Genomic DNA, 20,088 nt, shown 5'->3' with positions numbered 1-20,088 from the left:
TCGTGTCGATAGGCCGACCAGAGATCTGAGACGGTCAGCCCAGCCGCCGGGGATTGCGAGCGCGCGAAGAGGTCACGAGCTTCAGCCTCGGCCGCGGGGCGGCTCGTGGCCGAGAGCTTGTAGCGGCGGCGGCCTCCGTCGTCGTTCCAGACGGCGGCAAAGCCTCCTCGAAATCGTTGGACGCTGAAATCTGGCATTCCTCAATCTCCTGAACAGCGGCGGCGGGGATTCGGATCATCCGCCCCACGCGAAAGTGGCGGAGCTCACCCCGCGCTGCCAACTGCCTGATGGTCTCAGCCGAGCATCCCCACCGCTCAGCCAGCGTTTCGGGCGTGAAGGGTCGGGGATCAGCCATCCGTGTCCTCCTCCATGAGGAAACCGCGCGTCCATGCCCCTGCGGCGCGCGCGCTGTCCATGCTGATGACCGCACTTGCAGTCTCGAGCACAAGAACGGTGGCAGCAATGATCCAGAGGCCGCGCCAGCCCCAGCTGGTGACAGCCCATGCGCCGACGACGATCCAATAAGCGCTCACCACTTCATCCCTTTCACTTCCTCCCGTGCGGCCTCGAGCGCCTGCACGTCCCTCTCGTAGAACCGCCTGAACCGACCGCCGCTTCTGTCTCTCAGCCCGCGGTAGAGCGTGATCCAGCCCGGCAGGCAGGCGAGCGGCGCCGATGCCGACCAGGTGCCGCGGGACATGGTGAAGGAGCCCGCCTCGACCGAGACGCTGACGGTCATGGGGGCGGTGATGATGGTCGAGCTCATGCTGCGCTCTCGTCGAGGAAGTCGAAGAGCGACGGCGTCGAAGCATCGGCCTCGGCCGCCGCGCAGTATTTGGCGCCATCGAGGAAGTAGCCCCGATTCAGTTCCACCCCGGATCCCTTGCGGCCGAGCTTCAGTGCGCGGAAGGGCACCGTCATCAGCCCGCCGAACGGATCGAACACCATCTCGCCCGGCTCGGTGAATTGCTGGATCGCCCTGTCCACAATGTCGTATTGCAGCGGGCAATTCTTGACGACGCAGCCCTCGGCGGTGAAGCTCTCGTCCTCCTCAACGCGGATGCACCAGGTCTCGGCCTCGCCGGCAGGGTCGGCAGAGCGAACCTTCTTCCACGCACCATCATCCTTGATGAACGGTGTCTTGCGGCGCACTCCCGGCATGTCGAAGGACATCACCCACTCCTGCTTGGTCTGAACGGTGCGCCCTTCGATTACCGCCTGCCCGGCGCTCCTTCCGGCGCGGATGGCAGCGATGGCCCCGTAGGCGCGCTGCGCCAGCATCGCCATGCCGAGCAGCAGTGCCCTGGAGACGCTGGTTGCTATCCATGTTGCGCGCCCGCCAACGAGGTGCCCGTCACCGGAGAGATAGCCATCAAGAACGGCCCGCGCCTTTTCCGCCGGCGCGGCCAGAAGATCGGCGGGCACCTGCTTCTCGGACGCACCTTCGCCGCACTTGGCGATCATGGCCTTGAAGGGTGCGCTCATCCCTTTGAGGCGGATTTGCACGGCTGTCCCTTCGCACCTCGTTCCTACCGCGTCGCCGGCCATGTCCTCGAAGGCCCGCAGCTTGTCGCGACCGATGCTGAAGATCATTTCGCCGTGGACGCCAATATGGCCGTCGGCCAGCCACCGTCCGAGCAGCCAGCACTCCCGGTCCGTCAGCGCGCATTCCTCGACAGGCGGCAGCTTAAGGTTCACGTATCCGCCGACAGTCTGGTCGGCTCGAACCCAGCCCGGAGAGGCGCGCTCGGCGCCATCCCGACTGCGGGCCCAATCTGTTTTCCTGGCCCAGAGCTTGTGGTCGGGGGTAAGGGTCAGAGCCCCGACGCCCTGCGCCCTGAGGTTCACCACGGGCTGCACGCCGGTATTGCGCACCACCTGAACCGGCCTCCAGCGGCCGTTGTGCGTGAGGACGTCATTGCCGACACTGACTTCCTCAATCGGCTTGAAGCCATCGCGCGTCAGGACCAGAGACCCACGGGCGAGGCACAGGTGCATTTCCTGCCCCTTGCGCGCCTGCTCGCCGTTGATCGTCAGCATTCGGGCCACGTCGGTCCACACGTCCGGGTGGATGCTGTGAGGCGGCAGCAGCATGAAGGTCGGCGGGAGCCGCCCCTGCGCCTCGAGGTGTTCGCCGATCTTCACGTGGTGCTCGAAGTCGTAAACCTCTTCGAGGTTGAACCGCTTCCAGGTCTTGTAGACCACGTCGGCGTCGAGCCCGTCGAGGTTGCCGGGCAGCAGAGCGCGATTGCCGCTCGATCGGGTGTAGCCGTGGGCATCGATCTGCCAGCGCGCCCGGCTGTAGCCACCGTCGTTGGCCCAGATCTTCGCCTCAGCGTCCCATTCCTTCTTCGCCTTCTTCACCGGCCGGTCGGCATATCCGTTCGATCGATCCGACGGCGGCTTGCGGAAGAGCAGGAGGTATTCAGGGACGCCACAGCCCATGCGGGTCCCGTCCTTGCATTGCTCGGTCCAGCCCAGCCGATAGGTCTGGTTGTTCTCGCGCACCACGTCCGTCGTGATGGTCTTCATGCCGAGGTAGGCGAAGCCGTGCCCCTTGAATCGGGCGATGCAGTCGCAGTGGAGCGTGCTCAGCGTCTGGAAGCCGAAGCCGCTGATGCCGCCCGGGATGATCCTGTCCTTCACATGAATGGCCGCGATCCGGCCCGGCTCGAGCACGCGCAGGAGCTGCGGGATCAGGAAGTCCATCTGCTCCCAGAAGTGCCCGTCGTCATCGGTGTGCCCGAAGTCGGCATAGTTCGGGCTGTATTCGTATTGGGTGCTGAACGGGATCGAGGTCACGATGAGCTGGACCGAGGCCTCGTCCATGAGCCGGGTCTCCATCACGCAGTCATTGTGCGCGATCCGATAGTTCTGGCCCGAGATCTCGATCCGCTCCACGCCCATGGACCGCACAAGGGCTTGCTGCATCGCGATCTCGCTCAGCCCATATTCCCGGATGAGGTCCACCATCTTCGCCACCATCTCCTCGTGCTGTTTCCATTTCCGCTCGAGGTTCCGGCGGATCTCCCGCTCGGCCTCGGTGTAGATCAGGTCGAGCCGCACCTGGTGCTCCTGCCCGAACCGGCGCAGGCGGTGGACCGCCTGGATGAAGTCGTTGAACTTGTGGCCGATGCCGAGGAAGACGGACCACGCGCAGTGCCGCTGCAGGTTGGTTCCGCTGCCCAGCATCACGGGCTTGGCACCGAGCTCGGCAATCTCGCCGTCTGCGAAGCGGCGAATGATCTCCTCCCGCTCCCCAAGGCTCTGTGAGCCGTTTCCGGTTACCGTGGCGCAGGTCGGGATCGCCCGTTCGATCGCCGCCCGCTCCGCCTCGAGATCGTGCCAGATGATCCGGTGCGCCGCGGGATCCTCGGCCCGCAGCTCGGCCAGCTTCGCGATCCGCGCGGGCAGGCTGTCCCGCTTCTCGCGCGCCGCGCCGGACAGATCCATGGTCGCGTCCGCGAACATGCGCGCCTGCCCGGACCGCTCGTGCCCTGCCGTGGCCAGATGATCGGTCGGCAGCTCGTGCCAGCGAACGTCGAGCGGCGGCAGGTCGTAGCCCTCATCCGAAAAGCTCGGGTCCAGATCGGACGGCCGGGTGACGAAGAGCGCCCAGGATGCGATCCACATCCAGAACTCGCGCTCCTTATGCTGAAGGAGCGTCAGCTTGTCCGCCTTCTCGCTGTTGCGCTTGAAAAAGCGCGTTTTCGCATGGCCTACATCCATCACGTCAAGGAAGGCCGCGTAGGAGAGCAGCTCGATGTAGTCGTTCGGGCTGGGGGTGGCAGTCGCGACAAAGCGGTATTGCACCCCGTCCGTCTTGATCTGGTTCGACAGGTCCCTCCGGTCGTCGCCGGCGAAAAGCGCCATGAACTCGCGGAAGGTCTTCGTTCCGCCGAACCCGCGCAGGATCGCTGCCTCGTCGAGGCTGACCCCGACGAACGGGCCTGGCCGCACCTTGCCCTCGCGCACGCTCTCGTAGTTCGTCAGGTAGACCGCCGGGCCATCGACCTCGGCCGTGGAGCGGATGAAACGCAGGTCGATCGAGAACTCGCCGCGGAAGCGCCGCTTGGCCTCCTCCATGAACTCGCGCCGGACGCCCAGCGGCGCGACGATCAGCGTCGGCCGGCCGGTCTGCTGGGTGATGACGCGCATGGCCTCAAGCTGCGTGGCTGTCTTGTGCAGGCCGAACGAGGCGAACCATGCGCGGCGGCCGCCTGCCAGCGCCCACGCCACCATGCGGCGGGTGTGTGGCTTCAGGTCCGGGTTGAGATCGGCCTCGTCCACATGGATGCCGCCGAACTTCGGGGCGATGGCGGCCTTGGCGCGCAGGAAGTCGAGATAGGGATCGTGCGTCACGCCACGGCCTCCTCTGCTGCCCATCCGCCCCACTGGTCGGCGCAGGCCTCGGCCACGCCCTCGAAGGTGCGGCTGCGGAATTTCCAGCGGTCGGGACCGGGCGGCGCGCGGTGAACGGCCGACCATTCCTTGTGCTCGGGCGTGCCCGGCTTCGGCGGCGTGAGCCGGTTCGTGGCCGAGAGCCGCGGCAGACCGCGCAGATAGAAGCTCGTCGCCTTGAAGAAGGGCTCACCGAACCACCACGGCTGCACCGTCTGCGGTCGCGGCAGGTCATCCGGCAAGCGGGCTTTCGCATGCGGGTTCATCACCGGGTTCTCGACCGCCACGCGCGGAACGGGTGCCTGCCAGCATGCCGCAAACAGGGCCGCGCCTCGGTCGAGGTCGGACCAGAGGAAGGCCAGCCGATCTTCCCGGCTCATGCGGGCATAGGCCTCGCGCTCGTCCGCGGGATAAGTCTCGGGCAGGCGCTTTGACGGCTCGTGCAGCCACCGGACGCCGCTGTTGCAGAGCCGCGTGCAGGGCGGGTGCGCGACGATGAGCAAATCCCAACCGTCCGCCAGATGGTCGCGTACGTCGCCCACGATGTGACGGTTCGAGCGATCCTCGGCCGGCAGGAGGTCGCAGGACCAGACGTCATGCCCGCGGGCGGCGAAGGCCCGGCGCATGACGCCCGAGGTCTCGCAGCCGATGAGGATGCGGAGGATGTCAGCCATGGGCCGCCTCCGGCATTTCGTTCCACTCGCGCCCGTCGAGGAGGCGGCCGGAGCGCGCCTTGCCGACGCGATGCATGATGGTGACGGGAAACGCGCCCTCGTCTCTCGCACGCATCATGTCGGCACCGATCCGGCATTGCCTGCCGCGCGCGTCGAGACAGATCCCGCCGTTCACCCACGTCGAAGCCTTGTTCACCCACTGCTGGAAGTCGGTGAACTCGCGGAAGACTGGCTCGCCGGTGCTCATCTTCACTGAGCCCGCGCCCCACTCGCCCCATTGCTTGAACAGGAACGGCACGCCCGCGGTCTGCGCCTGATCCCGCAGGGATCGGGCCCAATCCGGGTGCATCGGCCGCGCGTGGCGTCCGCTCTCGCCACCGACGATGGTCCAGTCGAGACCGCCAATTTCGTGGATGTCGCGGCTATAGCAGTGTTGGCACCAGCAGTCGTCCTCGTCGGCGCCCCATTCCTCACTGGTCGCGATGCGACCGCACCCGCCGCACCGCGCCATGTAAAAGTAGGGCTTCGGCATCCAGCGCGTCAGATCCAGCGGCCCGAGCAGGGGCTCGAAGCTCCCGAACCGCACCGCCGCGGGCGTGGACAGCAGGTCCGGGATCCGCTCGTCCGCCCGCTGCTGATCCTCTGCGGAGACGCCGAGCCAGACGTTCGGGAGAGGCCAGTGGTGCAAGGCAACGCGCCGCCCGGGCAGTTCCGGCGGTGGCATCATCCCCGGCATCGAAAGCACGACGCCGAGCATCTCGTTCACAGCTCGATCGCAGACAATGTCCATTGCGCGCCGCCATGCGCCGCCGGTCACATACTCCCGCATCCGCGCCGCCCTCTTGGTCAGCACCTGAAACGTGTGCTGCGGGGCCAGCGCCATGACGGCAAACACACGGTCGATCCACTCGTCCGGCACCGCCTCGTGGAACAGGTCGGCATGGGCGCAGACGAAGATCCGGCGCGGGCGCTTCCAGCGCAGCGGCGAGTCCAGCCATTGCTCGTTCAGCCTGACCTCGCCCGTCCATGCGGCCACGCCAGCCGCGTTGCGCTTGGTCAGGCCGGCCCGGCTCTGGTGCGAGGATAGGCGCGTGGCGGCCAGATCCGCGGCATAGCAGAACTGGCAGCCGGGCGAGGCGAGCGTGCAGCCAGTGATCGGGTTCCAAGTGCTGCCCGGAGACCCATCCTCGTTCCGGCACCACTCAATTGTCGTCTTCTCAGCCATCGAATGCTCCATGGTGTGCCAGATGCTCGATCGCGCGCACGCTCATCTGCCGACCGGTGGCGGATAGCCACTCGTCCAGGTCTCGGTCGCGCTTGGAGCTGTTGCAGGCGATGCAGGCCGGGACGATGTTCCGCGGCTCGGTAGTTCCGCCCTTCGAGACTGGGACAACGTGATCCCATGTCTCGGCTTGCTGATCGCAGTAGGCGCACCCGCCCTCGAATAGTTCCAGCATCAGCTCTCTGGCCTCGCTCGGAACCCTCGCCACTCCACGCTTACGGGAGGAAGAGTGCGCAAGGCGCCGTTCGCGATGCTCCGGGTCGGCCGCATAGCGGGCGCGGTCGGCAGCTCTCTGATGCTCGCCGCAGAGGCCCTGCTTATTCACATCATCGGCAGGTAGCCACGCGAGACACTCACGGCACCATGCCTCGCCCCTCTGCCGGGCTTCGCGACGGTCGCGGGGGTTCGGGAGGTGCTCCGGTGTGACCCGCTCGCAAGAGCGGCAGATGTAGCCATGACCATCCGGCCTCGCGCGATCCCAGAAGCGGCCGGATTTCTGACAGTGCAGGCGGTATTTCATGGGGAAGCTCCTGGCTCCTCGGAGGAAGAGGCCCCGGCCCGGAGGCCGGGGAGTTGCAACGGGGAGGTGCGCGGATTGCCCGCCGCGCGCGGGATGGCTCAGGCCCGCTCGGGCTCGCCGCGGAACAGCGGCAGGCCGGTGGCCTCCGTCGCCTCATGGAGCGCCTCCTCGATGGCGTCCTCGAGGGCGATCTCCGCGTTGTGGAGCGAGAGGATGAACTTCACCTCCGACCCGGCCTTGCGGTAGCGGAAGCGGACAGGAATGCGGTAGGCCGCCCCGCGGTCGAAAATCGGGATCGCGATCATGAACAGGTTCGGGATCTTCAGCGGCTGGCCGTCCGGCTCGCGGTGCTCGTTGATGAACTGGATCGAGGTCTCGCCCGTGTCGCGGTTCAGGGTGGCGGTCAGGTTGCTGACCTCGTGCACCTGGAAGCTGCGCGAGAGCTGCACCAGCGTCTGATACTGGCCGAAGCGCCCGTTCAGCTGGCGCGCGACCTCGATCATGCGGACTTCCCACGGCTCGACGTTCGCCGCGCCAATGTGTCCGTTCAGCAGGTTCGGCGTCGGGTCGAGAAGGTCCTTCGCGTTGGCCTCGATGAACTCGCCGAAGTCGGCCTTGTCGAGTGCCTTGTTGTTGACGCCCGTCCAGAGCTTCCACTCCTTCGACATCGGGAAGGTGTAGAGCGCGCGGTGCCGGCAATGGCTGGCCTTCGGGTCGCGCGTCTCGTGATCCATGACCGGCGCGCCCGCACCCATGTAATCAGCGATGCAGGTCAGGCTCGGCGTTGCGCTGATGTCGGCGAAGAGGGCCGAGGTCTCGCCCTTGTGGCAGTTCGCCCAGGCGATGAGGCTTGCCAGGTCCTGCAGCTTGGCCGTGCCGGTCCGGCGCCACGGCTGCAGCTTCGTCGCCACCCGGTCAATCGCCTCCGTCAGATCGACGTGGCGCATGTCGTCGGGAATGGCAAAGTGCGATGCGGAGGGCGACATGCCCGGCAGGTGGTTCAGGATCTCGACCGGATCCGCCATCTTCGGCAGCACGTCGTCCAGCGCTGTCTGGAGCACGTTCTTCGTGGTGTTCTCGTCCATCTTCTGTCCTTCTCGGGGTTACTCGTCCGCGCCGGGCGTGCGCAGCTGGCGACGGCCGGCGACCTCACGGATCTCCATCCGCGACTGGTTGGGGTTCGCGATGGTCAGCCCGCCGCCGTCGGCGGTCCACGCGGTGGCCTTCGCCTTGGGTGTCTTGGGCTTCGTGACCTTGTGCTCGATCGCCAGATCGATTTGTCCGAAGCGGTCGGTCGTGTAGCTGATGGTGATCTGCAGCTTGCCGCCGGCCTTCGTGCCGTAGGCCTGGCTGAAGTTGACGATCTCGGAGATCAGATCGTCATTCTCCTGCAGCAGCAGGGGCTGATACTGGCCGTTGTCGGCCAGCGAGATGATCTGATCCAGGGTGCGCAGTTCGCTCATCGGCTTCCTTTCCGGCGGCGCGGCGGGTTGAGGGTGGGCAAGGACGTTCATCGGCTCCTCGGGTTGGGGATCACATTCCGCGCAGGGCGGCGGCCTGCAGCAGCTCGACCTGCGAGCGGTGCAGGAGGTGGTCGGCAAGGGCTGCCGTCAGGCAGAGGGCGCCGAACATCGTCAGGGCGCAGGCGGCCAGGAAGACGCTCAGCGGCGAGATGCGACGGGGTGCGGAGATCATCTCGGCACCTCCATGGCGCAGGTGGCGGCGGGGGTAGGATCCGCCGTCCCGGCGAGGACGGCCGTTGCGACGGCAAGGAGGCCCGCCAACGCGAGCACGCCGACCATCAGGCCGGTCAAGCCGGGGCCGAGCGGGCTCGGGCGGCTTTTCCGGAACGCGGGGCGGGCCACGGCGCGGGTGAGCGGACGACCGCAGGCGACGGCAAGTTCGTGATCGGTCAGGAGGCGGTGGGCCGCCTCGCGGATCTCGGGCGTGGGCGAGTGCTCGGCGTGGTGGCGCGCCATGGCGAGTTCGCGGGGCGAGAGGGGGAGCACCGGCTTCATTGCCCGAGCGCCTCCCGCGCCTGCTGCAGGATGGCGGTCTCGTGGTCGGCGGCGGGGCCGAGATCATCAAGCCCGACCTCGGCCGCCTCGAGCAGAAGGCGCAGCTGCGGCTCGGACAGGTCGAGGATGGCGAAGCGCTGGACAGGCTCGGCGGTGGGATAGCGGAAGGCGACGGCGGTCATTCCTGCGCCCTCCGATGCGAGAGGGCGGCGTCGGCATAGGCCTTGGCGCGCGTGGCGGTCTGCTCGGGCGTCTCGCCGGCCTGCGCCGTGGCAATGCAGGCGGGAAGCGCTGCGATGGTGAAGGCCTCGTGGATCGTGAGGCCGGCAGAAGTGACGTGGCGCACGACTTCAGTAATCGGAAAGGCGGATTTGTCGGGCATCGGCGGCTCCTTGTCGCTCAATGCTTTTCTTGTAGCGATAGTCGCTACATACATGCAAGCGAAAAACGCTACAAAGCAGCGACACGGGGATTCGGCTAGGCGCGCCAAGGTGCCGCATGCTGGCGGCCGTTCACGAAGGTTAACGCGACAGTAGGGGCGTTGCCTGAATGTTCCGGAGGCTGCTATTAGACAGCTTGCGCGAGGTAGAATCGCGCAAGTGAAAGCGGATTTGATGGACCCAGAGGATTATCAGGCCGTCGCTGCGGCCATCGGCGCACTATCAGACGATGAGCGCCGTGCGCTGTGCGCGATTATTGACCTGATGCTTTCCCCTCCGCGAGCATCACGTCCATCAGCCGAGCCACCGCAGCTCGCTGATCCGGCCGTAGCGACTGATACTTGCGAAGAAGGTCGGCACCCTCTGTCTGCGGCGTGAGCGCGAAGCCGGTGATGGTCGAGATTGCTTCGGCCTCGGCCTTGGACACCTTCCGCTTGACCGTCATCTTCTGAACCTTCGACCGGTCATAGGTGCCGACACCCATCTTGGTGAGGGAATCGGCAAGGTCTGTCATGGTCCGATCGGGACCCCAGGCGGCAAGCGCATCACGCACCCACTGGTTCATGGGGTGCGCTGGTGGGGTCTCGTATTTCGGCGTCCTGCTCATGGCCGCGTTGTAGCGAAACGAGCGCGGACTGTCGGTCGCGATTTTCGCGACTGACCCTCTTGTCGATTGCAGCGATTATCGCTACAATTAACGCATGGAACCAGCACGCACGATCATCACCAAGCTTGGCGGGCCATCGAAGGTGGCCGAAATAGTCGGGATCCACCGCACCCGCGTCTACAGCTGGATGAGGCCGAGGATCAAAGGCGGAACCGGCGGCCTCATACCGATGTGGCATGTGCCGGCGCTGATGGCCGCTGCTGCAGAAGCGGGGGTTCATATTGCCGCCGCGGACTTCGTGCCGGCGGCTGAGCCTTGCGAGACCAGCCAAAACAAGGGGGCGGCGTGATGTGTCACCCCGCCCCCTTCGATCATCATGAAATCGCTTCGTCATCTAAACCCTCAGCCAAGGGAGATGATGGAGCGAACATGAGGAAGTTTCTTGCCGGATCGTCTGACCATGCTGGCGCGTCTCGCCGCTGGTTTCGCAACATGCTGTGGCGGGCCTTCCCGTCCGCCTCGGAGCACGAGCTGGCGCACAAGGCCGCGCGCGTCCTCGGGGTGTCGCCGCGGCAGGTCAAGAACTGGCTGCGCGAGGAGCACGACGCCTCGCTGCGCTATGTCACCGCGGTCCTGATGATCGCGGGAGGGGAAGTCGTATTTTCAAGAATTGAGGGGCAAAGGGCTCAATGATTTTGGTCTGGTGGCATCTCGCCGGGCGGTTCTACGAGGCGCGGTCGATCCGCGCCTTGTCCAACCACCTGCGCTGGAAGGCAAAGTCGGGGAAGTATTTTTCTCTGATCGACAACGCGCAAGAGCAGCGGGGCGACGACGCTCCCGAGTTCGACCGCATCCTGCCGTCCGGCTGGTGGCTGCTGCCGTCCGTGATCGTGGGCACGGGGGTCCTCGTCATCGTCCTGTGGTCGGTCGTGTCGGCCGTCCTCGGTCTGGTGACCGCGTGACATTCGCCGCCGCGCCCTCGCCTGCGCCGGGCGCGGCCACTCGACCGGGGGCACTCGCTCCATTCGCCCCCGGTCCTTTCCATCTGGCGCCGCCCTCCTCCCAGGGCCGGATCGCCGCGAGCCGGGGCGCGGAGGCGCCAGACCCCCCGGCATCCATTTTCGTGGAGCGAGGTGAGATCATGACGGAAGAGCAGATCAACGCCCTCACGATGCCGGAGCTGGTCGCTCTGTCGCAGGCCCTGGTGATCGCCGTTGCCGCCGGAGAGAAGGCGGCGAAGCTCGGGCAGCCCTTCGTCACGTCGCTGATCGGGGATGCCGACGCCGTCGCGATCACGCTCTCGGTGGATGTGGTTCAGCCGGAGGCGAGCGCATGATGTACTCGCTGGCTCGGAAGCTTTGCCCCGACGCGCGTCCTCCCTCCGGACGCCGGGGCTCGGCATTGCCTACGGCGCGCGGTAGCGCCGGCGGCTCGGGCGCCTATGCGGCTGCCTCAGAAGAGCGTCGGCTCCCCGTCGTCGTCATCGTCGTGCCGGCGTTTTCGCTTCAGCCCGAGGGCTTCGGCCACGCGGCCTTGGTTCGTCCCGAGCATCGAAGCAATGTCCTGGACCTTGAAGCCATCACGACGCAGCAGGCGAGCCGTTTCGGTTTCGACGATGTCCAGGGACTTGCGAAACACCGTGATGTCGTTCAGAAGCACCCCCGTTTCGGGGTGATAAATTGTAGCCACAGGAATCCCCTTTCTTGGCTACGGGGCAGTGTCGGGGGTGTGAGCCCGGCCCTGCCAGTGGCGCCCCGGTTTGGCAGCTTGCGCCGGGGTGTCGCAAGTGTGGTGGTTCGTTACCAGCGGACCACCACACCTACTCCCATATCCCGATTCGTTCGCGACGAGTCAACTCCCTGTTCCGACTCGACAATTGGCAATCTGGCGCATGGCCGCACCCACGGTGCGCTGAGGTCCTCATGGGCGGCGCACGGGAGCTGCCGATGACCGCACCCATGCGTCCTTCGTTCCCCGCTCGCGACCCGCAGTGGTCGCTTCTGGCCCAGCACCGCGCGCAAGGCTCGGGCCTCCTGCGCTTCGGCGCCTCGCTCTATCTCGTCGCGCGGCATGCACGCTGGGGCCGTCCGGTCTATCTCGCCTCACCCTACACCCTGCGCGCCCGGGCTGAGGACGGCTCCTGGAGCGCGAGCGGTTCGGAAGCCGCCATGCGCGATGCCGCGGTGGAGTGCGCCCGGCTGCTCGAGGTCGGGGTCAGTGCGGTCTCACCGATCGTCCAGAGCGCGGCCATGATCCATGCGACTCGGTTCCCCTCCATGCGGCTCGATCCGTTCAACGTGCCGCTCTGGGAGGAGTGGTGCCGCCCGATCCTCGATTCCTGCGCCGCCGTCGTGGTGCCCGACATCCGCGGCTGGTCGCAATCCCATGGCATCTGGCACGAGGTGCGCCTCGCGCTCGCCGGCCAGATGCCGGTGTTTGTTTATGCCGAGAGGCCTGAAGCATGAGCCGGCGCGGCATCTGCAAGGACCCAGCGCGTCGGGCGCGGTACCAGGCCATGGCGGCGCGCGGCCTCACGGTCGCGCAAGCCGCCGCGGCCGAGGGAGTGACCGTCACCACCGCCTACGCCTATGCGCGGCGCTGGGGTATCTCCTTCAAGTTCGGCGGCCGGCAGATCCGGCTTTCGCGGGCGGCCTTTGCCGCCGCATGGGCGGACCGCTCCATTCCGGTCGAGGCGATCGCGCGACGGTTCGGGATCTCGGGTGCCAGCTACGTCTCGACGCTTGCGCGCCAGATGGGCCTGCCCCGGCGCCCGAGCGGGCCGCCGGTCCTCTACGACGCGGCAGAGTTCCGTTCGATGTGGCTGGCCGGCGTGAGGCGCGAGGACATGGCCGCCGTGCTGAGCCTGCACCGCAACGCCGTCACGGAAGAGGCCCGCAGGCTTGGGCTCCCCATGCGCGGGAAGGGCTGGACCGGCAGCATCACACTCGAAGTCTACCGTGAGCTGCGCCTGGCGGAGGCCATGGCGGCCGAGGCAGTCGGCACCCGTGCGGCCATGGGGCTCTGCGAGATGGTCGACCGCATCGCAGGTCGCCCACGCAAGGCCGAGACGTCCAGGAGGGTTGCATGACGCCAGAGGATGCCGCCCGCGCGGCCGAGATCCGACAACGCTGCCATCCCGTCCGGATCACGGAAATCATTGAAGAGGTCGCAAACGCCACAGGTTGGGATCCGCAGGAGATTACGGGTGCGCGCCTCTTCCCGGGCCTCGTTCAGGCCCGCGACCTCGCCGCCTTCATCGCGCGGCGCGAGGGCTTCTCGCTGACCCAGATCGGCAACGTCCTGCGGCGCGACCACACAACCATCGTTGAGGCGCTGCGGCGGGAGCAGCGGCGCCGGGGAGGAGCGAATGCCAGCTGATCATCCTCAAGAGACCGAAGTCATCGGCGACTTCTGGGAGTATCCGCTGGCCTTCGGCGACACACTCTCGAGCCACGAGTGGGTGCCGCTGCACATCAACCGGCTGCTGACCTCGCGCTTCGTCGCCCGGGCGCTGGCCGAAGGGCGGCGCGCCGACATTGGGACCGCTCTCCTCCTGTGGTGCGAGGCATTCCGACAGGATCCAGCGGGCACGCTGCCCGACGACGACTTCGAGCTCGCCCGCCTCGCGGGATACGGCGCGGATGTCGAGGGATGGCGGGCCGCGCGGGTGGGAGCCCTCTACGGCTGGCGCGAGACGCATATCGCAAACCAGGACGAGGCCCCTGACAACCCCCGCCTCGGGCATCCGATGATCGCCGGCATCGCGCGGGACATGCACCGCCGGAAGCGCGGGCGCGACCAGGCGCGGACCGAGGGCGCGAAGGCCATGGCCAGAACGCGCGTCAGGAGGAAGCTCATCGAGATCAACTGCACCCGGGCGGCCGAAAGCGCGGACGTGGTCGCACTCATCGCGGACTGGCTCGGCGAGCGGGATCTCTACATCACCTCGGACAACGTGCGGGCAGCATTCGAGGCCACGCGCGGCGGACCCAAGGTCGTGCAATTCCAATGAGTTAACAGTGTTACTAACAGTTAATAACTGCAATCGTAACAGTTGATAACTGTGAGGTTGCAGTGATCCAACAGGCCCGGAAGTGTTATTGCCCTACAGGACAAGACAGGACCGGACCCAACAAAACAGAACCAGACAAAACACTCCTTCTGGTGGGGTGCAAAAGTCGGGCGGCAGCGAACGCGGCAGGCGTGGATGGCTGAGAAAGGGAACGGGGCCATGAGCGGAGCGAAGGCGGAAGACCGGGCGCGGGTGAAGGCGCTGGTGGTGGATCGGCTCGACCAGGCCGGGATGGCGCGCAAGCGCGGTGTGCCGGCGGCGGCGCATGAGGCGACCATGGGGCGGATCTGCGAGCGCCTCGCCTACATGAGCGATGACAACCTCATGACGCTGGCCGAGACGCTGATCGACAGCGCGCCGGATGGGGTGTGGCCGTCCGAGATCGTGATCCAGCAATTCGCGAGGAGCCTCCAGGAGCCGCCGCCGGCCGAACGCCGGATCGTGTCGAGCTGGCTCGCGTCGATCGAGGGGCCGAAGGCGGAGGCGGGCGGGCATCTGGTTGAGCTCTACCGCTGGCTCCTGAAGCACCCGCGCCCGCCGCTCGCCATGGACCTGCGCGAGATTCGGGATCAGGCGGTCGAGAACGCGCGCCGGTGCGAGCTGACCCGCGACCGGATCGACCGAGAGACCGCCAGCCCGGAGGATCGGGTGTGGCTCGAGCAATATCTGCGGGATCGGGATGCGGCCCGCGCGCTGGTCGATGCCGGCCGCGGGCGGAAGGACGAGGAAGGGACGGCGGCATGATCGGGCGGGCGGTGGACATGCGGCAGGCACGGATGGTGGCGCCGGTGCGGCGGGAGATGTCGGTCGAGCGCGCGCTCGTCTGGGCGTTCCAGACCGAATGCGCCAGCGTCGACTTCGCCGAGGAGGCTGCGCCAGACAGCTACCGGCGGGCCGTCTCGTCGGCTTGGCTCGTGGCGCAGCGAGGCGCCATCGGGTGCCGCATCGACGGGGGCGGGCACTCCCTTCCGGCTGACGATGCCGAGATGATCGCCTCGGCGGTGGCGGCGCTGCCGCCCGAGCATGGCGGGCGCGGGATGGCGGTGAAAATCGCCACCCTCGCGCGAGCCGGCATGCGGCCCGACTGGATGCCCGGCGCGCGCCCGCGTTGCGTGCCGCGTGACTGGCGCCGATCCAAGCACGGCATGTTCGCGCGGATCGAGGTGGTGGATGAGATCGTGACGGTGCATCGCGGGCGTCGGGTTGTCCGCGCGGTCGAGGCATGCCCTGTGACCTATGCCCCGAGCCCCGCCCAGATTGCCGCCGCCCGGCGCGAGTGGCTCACATGGTGGGGCGCGCTGCTGCATCTTGGCCACGAGCTGCGCACGCTCGATATTCTGTCGACGGTCCAACTGACTGCAGACATGCCCCCCATGTCGCCATGGCGCGACGAAGGAAGTTGACAGAACCTCACTGCATTGACATTTTGCAGGTGGACCGAATGGCGCCCGGAGAGCAGATGCTCCCCGGGCGCTTTGCATTGGAGGGCCGGGATGGCACGGCTGAAGATGCTCCGGGATGCGAGCGCTCGGCTGAAGCCGGCGGCGCGCTACCTGCCGAACGACAAGGCCGCGCAGTCCCGCGCCCGCGATGCCCGTGTCGAGTGGCGCTCGTGGTACAAGACATCGCGCTGGCAGCGGCTCCGCTGGAAGGTGCTGGTCAGGGACCTGTTCACCTGCCAGTGGCCAGGGTGCGGACGGGTCGAGAGCAACACCTCACTGCTGGTGGCGGACCACAAGAGGCCGCACCGGGGCGACGAGGCACTGTTCTGGGATGAGGGCAACCTCTGGTGCCTCTGCAAGCCCTGCCACGACCGGCTGAAGCAACGCGATGAGGCCGCCGACCGACAGCGGGGCGCGTGACCGCGATCCCACGGCGGCACCGAGGGGGGTGGTCGAAACTTCGGGGGCTGGGAGTGCCTAGACCGGTTCGTGGGCTCATCTAGGGATTTTTTTCCGTGACAGACGAAATTTCGGACGACGCCTTCGCCCTGAACCTCTTCGGTGAGCCGGTCTATGCGCGGGCAGGCAAGAGAGGCCGCCCGCGCTTCGAGCGCACTGACGAAAATGCAAGGAAAGTCAGTATGTTGCTTGCGTGCGGCTGGAGCAACGACCGGATCGCGAAGGTGATCGTGGATCCCCGCACTGGCCTCGCCATCTCGGTGCCTACGCTGAAGCGGTATTTTAGAGCCGAGCTGATCGAACGCGATGCCGCCCGCGACCGGCTGGAGGCGCGCCGCCTGATGCGCATCTGGGAGCAGGCGGACAAGGGCAACGTCGGGGCCGAGCGGGTCCTCGCCCAACTTCTCGACCGGCAGGACCGGATGGAGATCGAGCGCAAGCTGTCGGAGCGTCCCAAGCAGCATGCCGCCGACAAGCTCGGCAAGAAGCAGATCGACAAGCTGCGCGCCCGGGATGCGGAGGCCGATCTGATGGCCGAGCTGGAAAACGAAGCCGGCCAATATGCCGCTCGACCGAACTGAGGCGCTTCCGCGCTTCGCCTGCCCGGACTGGTGGGAGAAGCTGCAGGCGGGTGAGACGCCCATCGCGGACGTGCCGCTGAACGAGGAGAAGGCAAGCAAGGCGCTCGCGTTCTTCAACCGTCTGCGGCTGCCGGACGTGCCGGGCAACCCGACGATGGCCGAAGCCTGCGGCGACTGGTTCAAGGATATCCTCGCCGCGTTCTTCGCGTCCGAGGACCCTGTCACGCAGGCGGCCCTCGTCTGGGAGCTGCTCTGCATGGTCCCGAAGAAGAACTCGAAGACCACCTACGTTGCGGGGCTCGGGCTTACCGCTCTCTACATGGAGGAAGCGCCGAACCGGCAGGGCCTGCTGGTCGGGCCGTCGCAGAACATCTCCGAGCGGTGCTTCGACCAGGCGCAGGGCATGGTGCGGCTCGACCCCAAGCTCGAGGCGATCTTTCAGGTGCAGGACCACCTGAAGACCGTCACGCGGAGGAAGACGAACACGAAGCTGGAAGTGAAGACCTTCGACACGTCCATCGTGACGGGGGAGATCCCGGTCTTCACGATCATCGACGAGGTGCACGAGCTCGGGAAGAAAGCGAAGGCCGCGGCCGTCATGCAGCAGATCCGCGGGGGCGGGATCACGAAGACCCGCGGCAAGGTGCTGATGATCACGACGCAGTCGGACGAGCCGCCAGCCGGGATATGGAAGATCGAGCTGGACAAGGCGCGGGCGATCCGGGACGGGCGTGGCGGTCGTAACCCGATCATGCTGCCGGTGCTCTACGAGTTTCCGCTCGAGCTGCAGCGCAGTCAGGACTTCTGGCGCGACCGGAGGAACTGGCATCTCGTACTGCCCAACCTCGGGTTATCGATCGACGAGCAGGCTCTGCTCGATGACTACGAGAACAACGGCCGGGTGACGAAGCACACCGAGCAGATCTGGGCGTCCCAGCACCTGAACATCGAGATCGGCGTCGGCCTCTCGGCAGGCTGGCTCGGCGCGCAGTACTGGGACACCTGTGCCGACGAGTGCCTCACGCTGGACGAGCTGATCGAGCGCAGCGAGGTGGCGGTGCTCGGGGTGGATGGCGGCGGCCTTGACGACCTCTTCGCCGCGGCTGTCATCGGCCGGTGCAGGGAGACCAAGCGCTGGCTGCACTGGGCGCGAGCCTGGGCGCACCCGGAGGTGCTGGAGGAGCGGAAGGAGATTGCCCCGCGCCTGCAGAACTTCGCCGAGGATGGCGACCTGGTGCTCCTCGAGGATGATGACGTGTCGGGCGATGTGCGCGGGGTGGCCGAGATCGCCCAGCGACTGCTCGAGGCGGATCTCCTGCCGGAAGAGGCGGCGATCGGTGTGGACACCACGAACTCGGCAGCGATCCAGTTCGAGATGTTCGCCCGTGGGATCACCTACGAGCAGCTCGTCGTGGTCGGACAGGACTGGCGGCTGTCGCCCGCGATCTGGGGCCTTGAGCGGATGCTCAAGCAGGGCACGTTCCTGCACGGGGCTCAGCCCCTGATGGCGTGGTCGGCCGGCAATGCGAAACCGGAAATCAAGGGGTCGGCTGTGCGGATCACGAAGGAAGTGGCGGGGAAGTCCAAGATCGACCCCCTGATCGCCACGTTCAACGCCTTCATGCTGATGCAGCGCGATCCTGAAGCGCGCCGCGGCGGAGGGTCGATCGATGACTTCATGTCCGCATTGAGGAGAGGCTGATGCGCCCGCTGCAGAAGATGCGCACCTGGTGGCGCGGCCTCGAGCGGAAGGAGGTGACGCTGCAGCCCAGCGTCACGGCCGTGGCCCATGCCGGCTATTCCGGCGAAGTGGTCACGCCGTCGTCAGCCATGGCCCTGTCGGCCGTGTGGGCCTGCACGAACCTCGTCGCGGGGACCATCGCATCCCTGCCGTTCGAGGTGCACCGCAAGGCTGGCCGCCTGACTGCTGTGGACCCGTCGCACCCGCTGCACGGCATCATCTACGACTCGCCGAATTACGACCAGACCGCCCTCGACTTCTGGGAGTTCCTGAACTTCTCGCTGGAGCTGAGAGGAAACGCTTATGCGCAGGTGGAGCGTAATCAGGCGGGTCGCGTCGTGGCCCTCTATCCGATCCATCCCGATGCCGTTTCGGTTCGCAGGACAGAGGCAGGCGCGTTGGAATACCGCTGGACCCGCGAAGGTCGCAGCTACCAAGGGGCCGACCGGGCGGTCCTGCATGTGCGTGGCCCGGGCGGTGATCCGCTAGGCGGCATGTCCACACTGCAGGTGGGCTACCAGGCTTTCGCCTCGGCGCAGGCCGCCGACCGCGCGGCGGCATCGACATTCGCCAATGGCCTGCGGCCGAGCGGCGTCCTGAAGTTCAAGGAGTGGCTGACCGATGAGCAGCGCGAGCTGGTCGAGGAAAAGCTTCCGTCGCGCTACATGGGCGCCGTCAACGCCGGGCGTCCGTTCATCGCCGAGGGTGGAGTCGAGTATCAGTCGCTCAGCATCTCGCCGGAGGATGCGCAGATGCTGGAGACGCGGCAGTTCTCGGTCGAAGAGATCTGTCGGTTCTTCGGCGTTCCGCCGGTGATGATCGGGCACCCGGGCAGCGCGACAGCCTGGCCGACCAGCGTCGAGCAGCAGGGCCTGCTCTTCCAGCGGTTCACGCTCCGGCGCCGCGTAAAGCGGATCGAGCAGGCCGTCGCAAAGCAGCTCATGACACCGGCTGAACGTGCCGCGGGCTATTCGGTCCGCTTCAACATGGAGGCGCTCCTGCGTGGCGACAGCGCCGCCCGGTCCGCCTTCTACGGCTCCATGACCCAGATGGGGGCCATGACCATCAACGAGGTGCGCGAGCGCGAGAACCTGGCGCCGGTTCCGGGCGGAGACGTGCCCCGGATGCAGATGCAGAACGTGCCGATCACGGAGGCGGGGAAGAACAATGGAACACAGTGATTTCGCGCTCGAGCTGAAGGCGCTGAGCGACGAGGGCACGGTCGAGGGCTATGCCGCGATCTTCGGCAACGTCGACAATGGAGGCGACAAGATCGCCCCGGGCGCCTTCGTCGAGGGGATGGCCAAGGCCAGGCAGTCGGGCCGCAGCATCAAGATGCTGTGGAACCACGATCCGTATCAGCCCATCGGGGTATGGGAGGATCTGGCCGAGGATGCGAAGGGCCTCTGGGGCAAGGGGCGGCTCGTCCTCGACGTGCCGAAGGCCCGTGAGGTCCATGCCCTGATGAAGGCCAACGTGATCGGCGGACTGTCGATCGGCTACCGCACCCGGGAAGCGGAGCCTGATGGCAATGTCCGCGTCATCAAGAAGGCGGACCTCTTCGAAATCTCACCTGTGACCTTCCCGATGAACGAGCGGGCGAAGATCTCCGCCGTCAAGTCGGAGGGGATGGACGAGGTCGTGAACAAGCTCAGGGCCGGGGACCGGCTGACTGAGCGGGAGTTCGAGCTGATGGCCAAGGGTCTTGGCCTGTCGAACTCGCAGGCGGAGCGCGCCGCGCGCATCCACCTGAAGGGGCCGGGGGAGCCGGCCGGAGCGGCAAACGACGGCGCGGCGTTCATGCGCGCGTTCCTGGGCCTTTCGGCCTGATTACCCACACAGGAGGCCACC

General features: G+C 66.8%; 30 protein-coding genes. 15 read left to right on the top strand and 15 right to left on the bottom strand.

Going from position 1 to position 20,088, the window contains the following annotated elements; all coding sequences use genetic code 11:
* Positions 1–34: 34 nt before the first annotated feature.
* The 14 genes from ACTVZP_RS18385 to ACTVZP_RS18320 all read right to left on the bottom strand — a co-directional run bounded on the left by ACTVZP_RS18385 (position 35) and on the right by ACTVZP_RS18320 (position 9,942).
* Positions 35–355 carry an excisionase family DNA-binding protein gene (locus ACTVZP_RS18385; protein ID WP_443213625.1) on the bottom strand — a complete coding sequence of 107 codons (321 nt, stop codon included), beginning with the start codon at positions 353–355 and terminating at the stop codon, positions 35–37.
* Positions 348–533: a hypothetical protein gene (locus tag ACTVZP_RS18380; RefSeq protein WP_443213624.1), complete on the bottom strand. Its 186-nt coding sequence runs from the start codon at positions 531–533 to the stop codon at positions 348–350. Before ACTVZP_RS18380 ends, ACTVZP_RS18385 begins: the two co-directional genes overlap by 8 nt.
* Positions 530–766 (bottom strand): hypothetical protein, encoded by a 237-nt coding sequence (locus ACTVZP_RS18375; protein ID WP_443213623.1) that lies wholly within the window; start codon positions 764–766, stop codon positions 530–532. The genes ACTVZP_RS18380 and ACTVZP_RS18375 overlap by 4 nt, the downstream gene beginning before the upstream one ends.
* Complete coding sequence (locus ACTVZP_RS18370) at positions 763–4,362, bottom strand: DNA methylase N-4 (RefSeq protein ID WP_443213622.1); 3,600 nt, start codon at positions 4,360–4,362, stop codon at positions 763–765. The genes ACTVZP_RS18375 and ACTVZP_RS18370 overlap by 4 nt, the downstream gene beginning before the upstream one ends.
* Entirely contained in the window at positions 4,359–5,075 is a 717-nt protein-coding gene (locus tag ACTVZP_RS18365) for a hypothetical protein (RefSeq protein ID WP_443213621.1), read from the bottom strand. Before ACTVZP_RS18365 ends, ACTVZP_RS18370 begins: the two co-directional genes overlap by 4 nt.
* The gene (locus ACTVZP_RS18360) at positions 5,068–6,300 is read right to left on the bottom strand and encodes a phage Gp37/Gp68 family protein (protein ID WP_443213620.1); all 1,233 of its coding nucleotides are present in this window, start codon (positions 6,298–6,300) and stop codon (positions 5,068–5,070) included. Before ACTVZP_RS18360 ends, ACTVZP_RS18365 begins: the two co-directional genes overlap by 8 nt.
* Complete coding sequence (locus ACTVZP_RS18355; RefSeq protein ID WP_443213619.1) at positions 6,293–6,877, bottom strand: HNH endonuclease; 585 nt, start codon at positions 6,875–6,877, stop codon at positions 6,293–6,295. Before ACTVZP_RS18355 ends, ACTVZP_RS18360 begins: the two co-directional genes overlap by 8 nt.
* 98 nt (positions 6,878–6,975) lie before the next feature.
* Complete coding sequence (locus ACTVZP_RS18350) at positions 6,976–7,962, bottom strand: DUF2303 family protein (protein ID WP_443213618.1); 987 nt, start codon at positions 7,960–7,962, stop codon at positions 6,976–6,978.
* An 18-nt stretch (positions 7,963–7,980) separates the two neighbouring features.
* Positions 7,981–8,391, bottom strand: coding sequence for a hypothetical protein (locus ACTVZP_RS18345; RefSeq protein ID WP_443213617.1), 411 nt, complete (start codon positions 8,389–8,391; stop codon positions 7,981–7,983).
* Between the two features lie 19 nt (positions 8,392–8,410).
* Entirely contained in the window at positions 8,411–8,572 is a 162-nt protein-coding gene (locus ACTVZP_RS18340) for a hypothetical protein (protein WP_443213616.1), read from the bottom strand.
* Positions 8,569–8,895 carry a hypothetical protein gene (locus tag ACTVZP_RS18335; protein ID WP_443213615.1) on the bottom strand — a complete coding sequence of 109 codons (327 nt, stop codon included), beginning with the start codon at positions 8,893–8,895 and terminating at the stop codon, positions 8,569–8,571. Before ACTVZP_RS18335 ends, ACTVZP_RS18340 begins: the two co-directional genes overlap by 4 nt.
* Positions 8,892–9,077, bottom strand: a complete 186-nt coding sequence (locus ACTVZP_RS18330) for a hypothetical protein (protein WP_443213614.1) — start codon at positions 9,075–9,077, stop codon at positions 8,892–8,894. Before ACTVZP_RS18330 ends, ACTVZP_RS18335 begins: the two co-directional genes overlap by 4 nt.
* Positions 9,074–9,277: a hypothetical protein gene (locus ACTVZP_RS18325; RefSeq protein WP_443213613.1), complete on the bottom strand. Its 204-nt coding sequence runs from the start codon at positions 9,275–9,277 to the stop codon at positions 9,074–9,076. Before ACTVZP_RS18325 ends, ACTVZP_RS18330 begins: the two co-directional genes overlap by 4 nt.
* Before the next feature lie 311 nt (positions 9,278–9,588).
* A complete protein-coding gene (locus ACTVZP_RS18320; protein ID WP_443213612.1) occupies positions 9,589–9,942 on the bottom strand; it encodes a hypothetical protein in 354 nt (117 codons plus the stop codon).
* A 94-nt stretch (positions 9,943–10,036) separates the two neighbouring features.
* Between ACTVZP_RS18320 and ACTVZP_RS18315 the strand changes: the two genes are divergently transcribed.
* From ACTVZP_RS18315 to ACTVZP_RS18300, 4 genes are all read left to right on the top strand, one after another.
* Positions 10,037–10,291 (top strand): hypothetical protein, encoded by a 255-nt coding sequence (locus tag ACTVZP_RS18315; RefSeq protein WP_443213611.1) that lies wholly within the window; start codon positions 10,037–10,039, stop codon positions 10,289–10,291.
* 80 nt (positions 10,292–10,371) lie between these two features.
* Complete coding sequence (locus ACTVZP_RS18310; protein WP_443213610.1) at positions 10,372–10,635, top strand: hypothetical protein; 264 nt, start codon at positions 10,372–10,374, stop codon at positions 10,633–10,635.
* Positions 10,632–10,904, top strand: coding sequence for a hypothetical protein (locus ACTVZP_RS18305; protein ID WP_443213609.1), 273 nt, complete (start codon positions 10,632–10,634; stop codon positions 10,902–10,904). Before ACTVZP_RS18310 ends, ACTVZP_RS18305 begins: the two co-directional genes overlap by 4 nt.
* Before the next feature lie 179 nt (positions 10,905–11,083).
* Positions 11,084–11,278, top strand: a complete 195-nt coding sequence (locus tag ACTVZP_RS18300) for a hypothetical protein (protein WP_443213608.1) — start codon at positions 11,084–11,086, stop codon at positions 11,276–11,278.
* A gap of 116 nt (positions 11,279–11,394) precedes the next feature.
* Here the strand turns inward: ACTVZP_RS18300 and ACTVZP_RS18295 are convergent, their stop codons facing one another.
* Positions 11,395–11,601 (bottom strand): hypothetical protein, encoded by a 207-nt coding sequence (locus ACTVZP_RS18295; protein WP_443213607.1) that lies wholly within the window; start codon positions 11,599–11,601, stop codon positions 11,395–11,397.
* Positions 11,602–11,864: 263 nt separating this feature from the next.
* Here ACTVZP_RS18295 and ACTVZP_RS18290 point away from each other — a divergent pair, with 263 nt between their 5' ends.
* The 11 genes from ACTVZP_RS18290 to ACTVZP_RS18240 all read left to right on the top strand — a co-directional run bounded on the left by ACTVZP_RS18290 (position 11,865) and on the right by ACTVZP_RS18240 (position 20,067).
* Positions 11,865–12,407, top strand: a complete 543-nt coding sequence (locus tag ACTVZP_RS18290) for a DUF1937 family protein (protein WP_443213606.1) — start codon at positions 11,865–11,867, stop codon at positions 12,405–12,407.
* Positions 12,404–13,030 (top strand): hypothetical protein, encoded by a 627-nt coding sequence (locus ACTVZP_RS18285; RefSeq protein ID WP_443213605.1) that lies wholly within the window; start codon positions 12,404–12,406, stop codon positions 13,028–13,030. Before ACTVZP_RS18290 ends, ACTVZP_RS18285 begins: the two co-directional genes overlap by 4 nt.
* Positions 13,027–13,320 carry a helix-turn-helix domain-containing protein gene (locus ACTVZP_RS18280; RefSeq protein WP_443213604.1) on the top strand — a complete coding sequence of 98 codons (294 nt, stop codon included), beginning with the start codon at positions 13,027–13,029 and terminating at the stop codon, positions 13,318–13,320. The genes ACTVZP_RS18285 and ACTVZP_RS18280 overlap by 4 nt, the downstream gene beginning before the upstream one ends.
* The gene (locus tag ACTVZP_RS18275; protein WP_443213603.1) at positions 13,310–13,954 is read left to right on the top strand and encodes a DUF1376 domain-containing protein; all 645 of its coding nucleotides are present in this window, start codon (positions 13,310–13,312) and stop codon (positions 13,952–13,954) included. The genes ACTVZP_RS18280 and ACTVZP_RS18275 overlap by 11 nt, the downstream gene beginning before the upstream one ends.
* Before the next feature lie 219 nt (positions 13,955–14,173).
* On the top strand, positions 14,174–14,758 hold the full coding sequence (locus ACTVZP_RS18270; RefSeq protein ID WP_443213602.1) for a hypothetical protein: 585 nt from the start codon (positions 14,174–14,176) through the stop codon (positions 14,756–14,758).
* Complete coding sequence (locus ACTVZP_RS18265; protein ID WP_443213601.1) at positions 14,755–15,417, top strand: hypothetical protein; 663 nt, start codon at positions 14,755–14,757, stop codon at positions 15,415–15,417. Before ACTVZP_RS18270 ends, ACTVZP_RS18265 begins: the two co-directional genes overlap by 4 nt.
* Before the next feature lie 90 nt (positions 15,418–15,507).
* Entirely contained in the window at positions 15,508–15,876 is a 369-nt protein-coding gene (locus ACTVZP_RS18260; protein ID WP_443213600.1) for an HNH endonuclease, read from the top strand.
* A 95-nt stretch (positions 15,877–15,971) separates the two neighbouring features.
* Positions 15,972–16,496, top strand: coding sequence for a hypothetical protein (locus ACTVZP_RS18255; protein WP_443213599.1), 525 nt, complete (start codon positions 15,972–15,974; stop codon positions 16,494–16,496).
* Positions 16,477–18,198 carry a terminase large subunit domain-containing protein gene (locus tag ACTVZP_RS18250; RefSeq protein WP_443213597.1) on the top strand — a complete coding sequence of 574 codons (1,722 nt, stop codon included), beginning with the start codon at positions 16,477–16,479 and terminating at the stop codon, positions 18,196–18,198. Before ACTVZP_RS18255 ends, ACTVZP_RS18250 begins: the two co-directional genes overlap by 20 nt.
* Positions 18,198–19,418 carry a phage portal protein gene (locus tag ACTVZP_RS18245; protein ID WP_443213596.1) on the top strand — a complete coding sequence of 407 codons (1,221 nt, stop codon included), beginning with the start codon at positions 18,198–18,200 and terminating at the stop codon, positions 19,416–19,418. Before ACTVZP_RS18250 ends, ACTVZP_RS18245 begins: the two co-directional genes overlap by 1 nt.
* Positions 19,405–20,067: an HK97 family phage prohead protease gene (locus ACTVZP_RS18240; RefSeq protein WP_443213595.1), complete on the top strand. Its 663-nt coding sequence runs from the start codon at positions 19,405–19,407 to the stop codon at positions 20,065–20,067. Before ACTVZP_RS18245 ends, ACTVZP_RS18240 begins: the two co-directional genes overlap by 14 nt.
* The last annotated feature ends 21 nt before the right edge of the window (positions 20,068–20,088 follow it).

Source organism: Rhodobacter sp. NSM, from assembly GCF_052244495.1.
Classification (GTDB): Bacteria; Pseudomonadota; Alphaproteobacteria; order Rhodobacterales; family Rhodobacteraceae; genus Cereibacter_A.
Note: the sequence above shows the minus strand (reverse complement) of the source record. Positions and strands in the feature narration are given on the sequence as shown.

Bases quoted from the DNA above. Each gene is read 5' to 3' on its own strand.
- ACTVZP_RS18320 (WP_443213612.1), bottom strand. From the start codon at position 9,942: ATGAGCAGGACGCCGAAATACGAGACCCCACCAGCGCACCCCATGAAC.
- ACTVZP_RS18310 (WP_443213610.1), top strand. From the start codon at position 10,372: ATGAGGAAGTTTCTTGCCGGATCGTCTGACCATGCTGGCGCGTCTCGC.
- ACTVZP_RS18385 (WP_443213625.1), bottom strand. From the start codon at position 355: ATGGCTGATCCCCGACCCTTCACGCCCGAAACGCTGGCTGAGCGGTGG.
- ACTVZP_RS18315 (WP_443213611.1), top strand. From the start codon at position 10,037: ATGGAACCAGCACGCACGATCATCACCAAGCTTGGCGGGCCATCGAAG.
- ACTVZP_RS18265 (WP_443213601.1), top strand. From the start codon at position 14,755: ATGATCGGGCGGGCGGTGGACATGCGGCAGGCACGGATGGTGGCGCCG.
- ACTVZP_RS18285 (WP_443213605.1), top strand. From the start codon at position 12,404: ATGAGCCGGCGCGGCATCTGCAAGGACCCAGCGCGTCGGGCGCGGTAC.
- ACTVZP_RS18250 (WP_443213597.1), top strand. From the start codon at position 16,477: ATGCCGCTCGACCGAACTGAGGCGCTTCCGCGCTTCGCCTGCCCGGAC.
- ACTVZP_RS18365 (WP_443213621.1), bottom strand. From the start codon at position 5,075: ATGGCTGACATCCTCCGCATCCTCATCGGCTGCGAGACCTCGGGCGTC.
- ACTVZP_RS18270 (WP_443213602.1), top strand. From the start codon at position 14,174: ATGAGCGGAGCGAAGGCGGAAGACCGGGCGCGGGTGAAGGCGCTGGTG.
- ACTVZP_RS18330 (WP_443213614.1), bottom strand. From the start codon at position 9,077: ATGACCGCCGTCGCCTTCCGCTATCCCACCGCCGAGCCTGTCCAGCGC.
- ACTVZP_RS18240 (WP_443213595.1), top strand. From the start codon at position 19,405: ATGGAACACAGTGATTTCGCGCTCGAGCTGAAGGCGCTGAGCGACGAG.
- ACTVZP_RS18325 (WP_443213613.1), bottom strand. From the start codon at position 9,277: ATGCCCGACAAATCCGCCTTTCCGATTACTGAAGTCGTGCGCCACGTC.
- ACTVZP_RS18375 (WP_443213623.1), bottom strand. From the start codon at position 766: ATGAGCTCGACCATCATCACCGCCCCCATGACCGTCAGCGTCTCGGTC.
- ACTVZP_RS18280 (WP_443213604.1), top strand. From the start codon at position 13,027: ATGACGCCAGAGGATGCCGCCCGCGCGGCCGAGATCCGACAACGCTGC.
- ACTVZP_RS18335 (WP_443213615.1), bottom strand. From the start codon at position 8,895: ATGAAGCCGGTGCTCCCCCTCTCGCCCCGCGAACTCGCCATGGCGCGC.
- ACTVZP_RS18345 (WP_443213617.1), bottom strand. From the start codon at position 8,391: ATGAACGTCCTTGCCCACCCTCAACCCGCCGCGCCGCCGGAAAGGAAG.
- ACTVZP_RS18290 (WP_443213606.1), top strand. From the start codon at position 11,865: ATGGGCGGCGCACGGGAGCTGCCGATGACCGCACCCATGCGTCCTTCG.
- ACTVZP_RS18340 (WP_443213616.1), bottom strand. From the start codon at position 8,572: ATGATCTCCGCACCCCGTCGCATCTCGCCGCTGAGCGTCTTCCTGGCC.
- ACTVZP_RS18300 (WP_443213608.1), top strand. From the start codon at position 11,084: ATGACGGAAGAGCAGATCAACGCCCTCACGATGCCGGAGCTGGTCGCT.
- ACTVZP_RS18275 (WP_443213603.1), top strand. From the start codon at position 13,310: ATGCCAGCTGATCATCCTCAAGAGACCGAAGTCATCGGCGACTTCTGG.
- ACTVZP_RS18305 (WP_443213609.1), top strand. From the start codon at position 10,632: ATGATTTTGGTCTGGTGGCATCTCGCCGGGCGGTTCTACGAGGCGCGG.
- ACTVZP_RS18245 (WP_443213596.1), top strand. From the start codon at position 18,198: ATGCGCCCGCTGCAGAAGATGCGCACCTGGTGGCGCGGCCTCGAGCGG.
- ACTVZP_RS18355 (WP_443213619.1), bottom strand. From the start codon at position 6,877: ATGAAATACCGCCTGCACTGTCAGAAATCCGGCCGCTTCTGGGATCGC.
- ACTVZP_RS18350 (WP_443213618.1), bottom strand. From the start codon at position 7,962: ATGGACGAGAACACCACGAAGAACGTGCTCCAGACAGCGCTGGACGAC.
- ACTVZP_RS18260 (WP_443213600.1), top strand. From the start codon at position 15,508: ATGGCACGGCTGAAGATGCTCCGGGATGCGAGCGCTCGGCTGAAGCCG.
- ACTVZP_RS18360 (WP_443213620.1), bottom strand. From the start codon at position 6,300: ATGGCTGAGAAGACGACAATTGAGTGGTGCCGGAACGAGGATGGGTCT.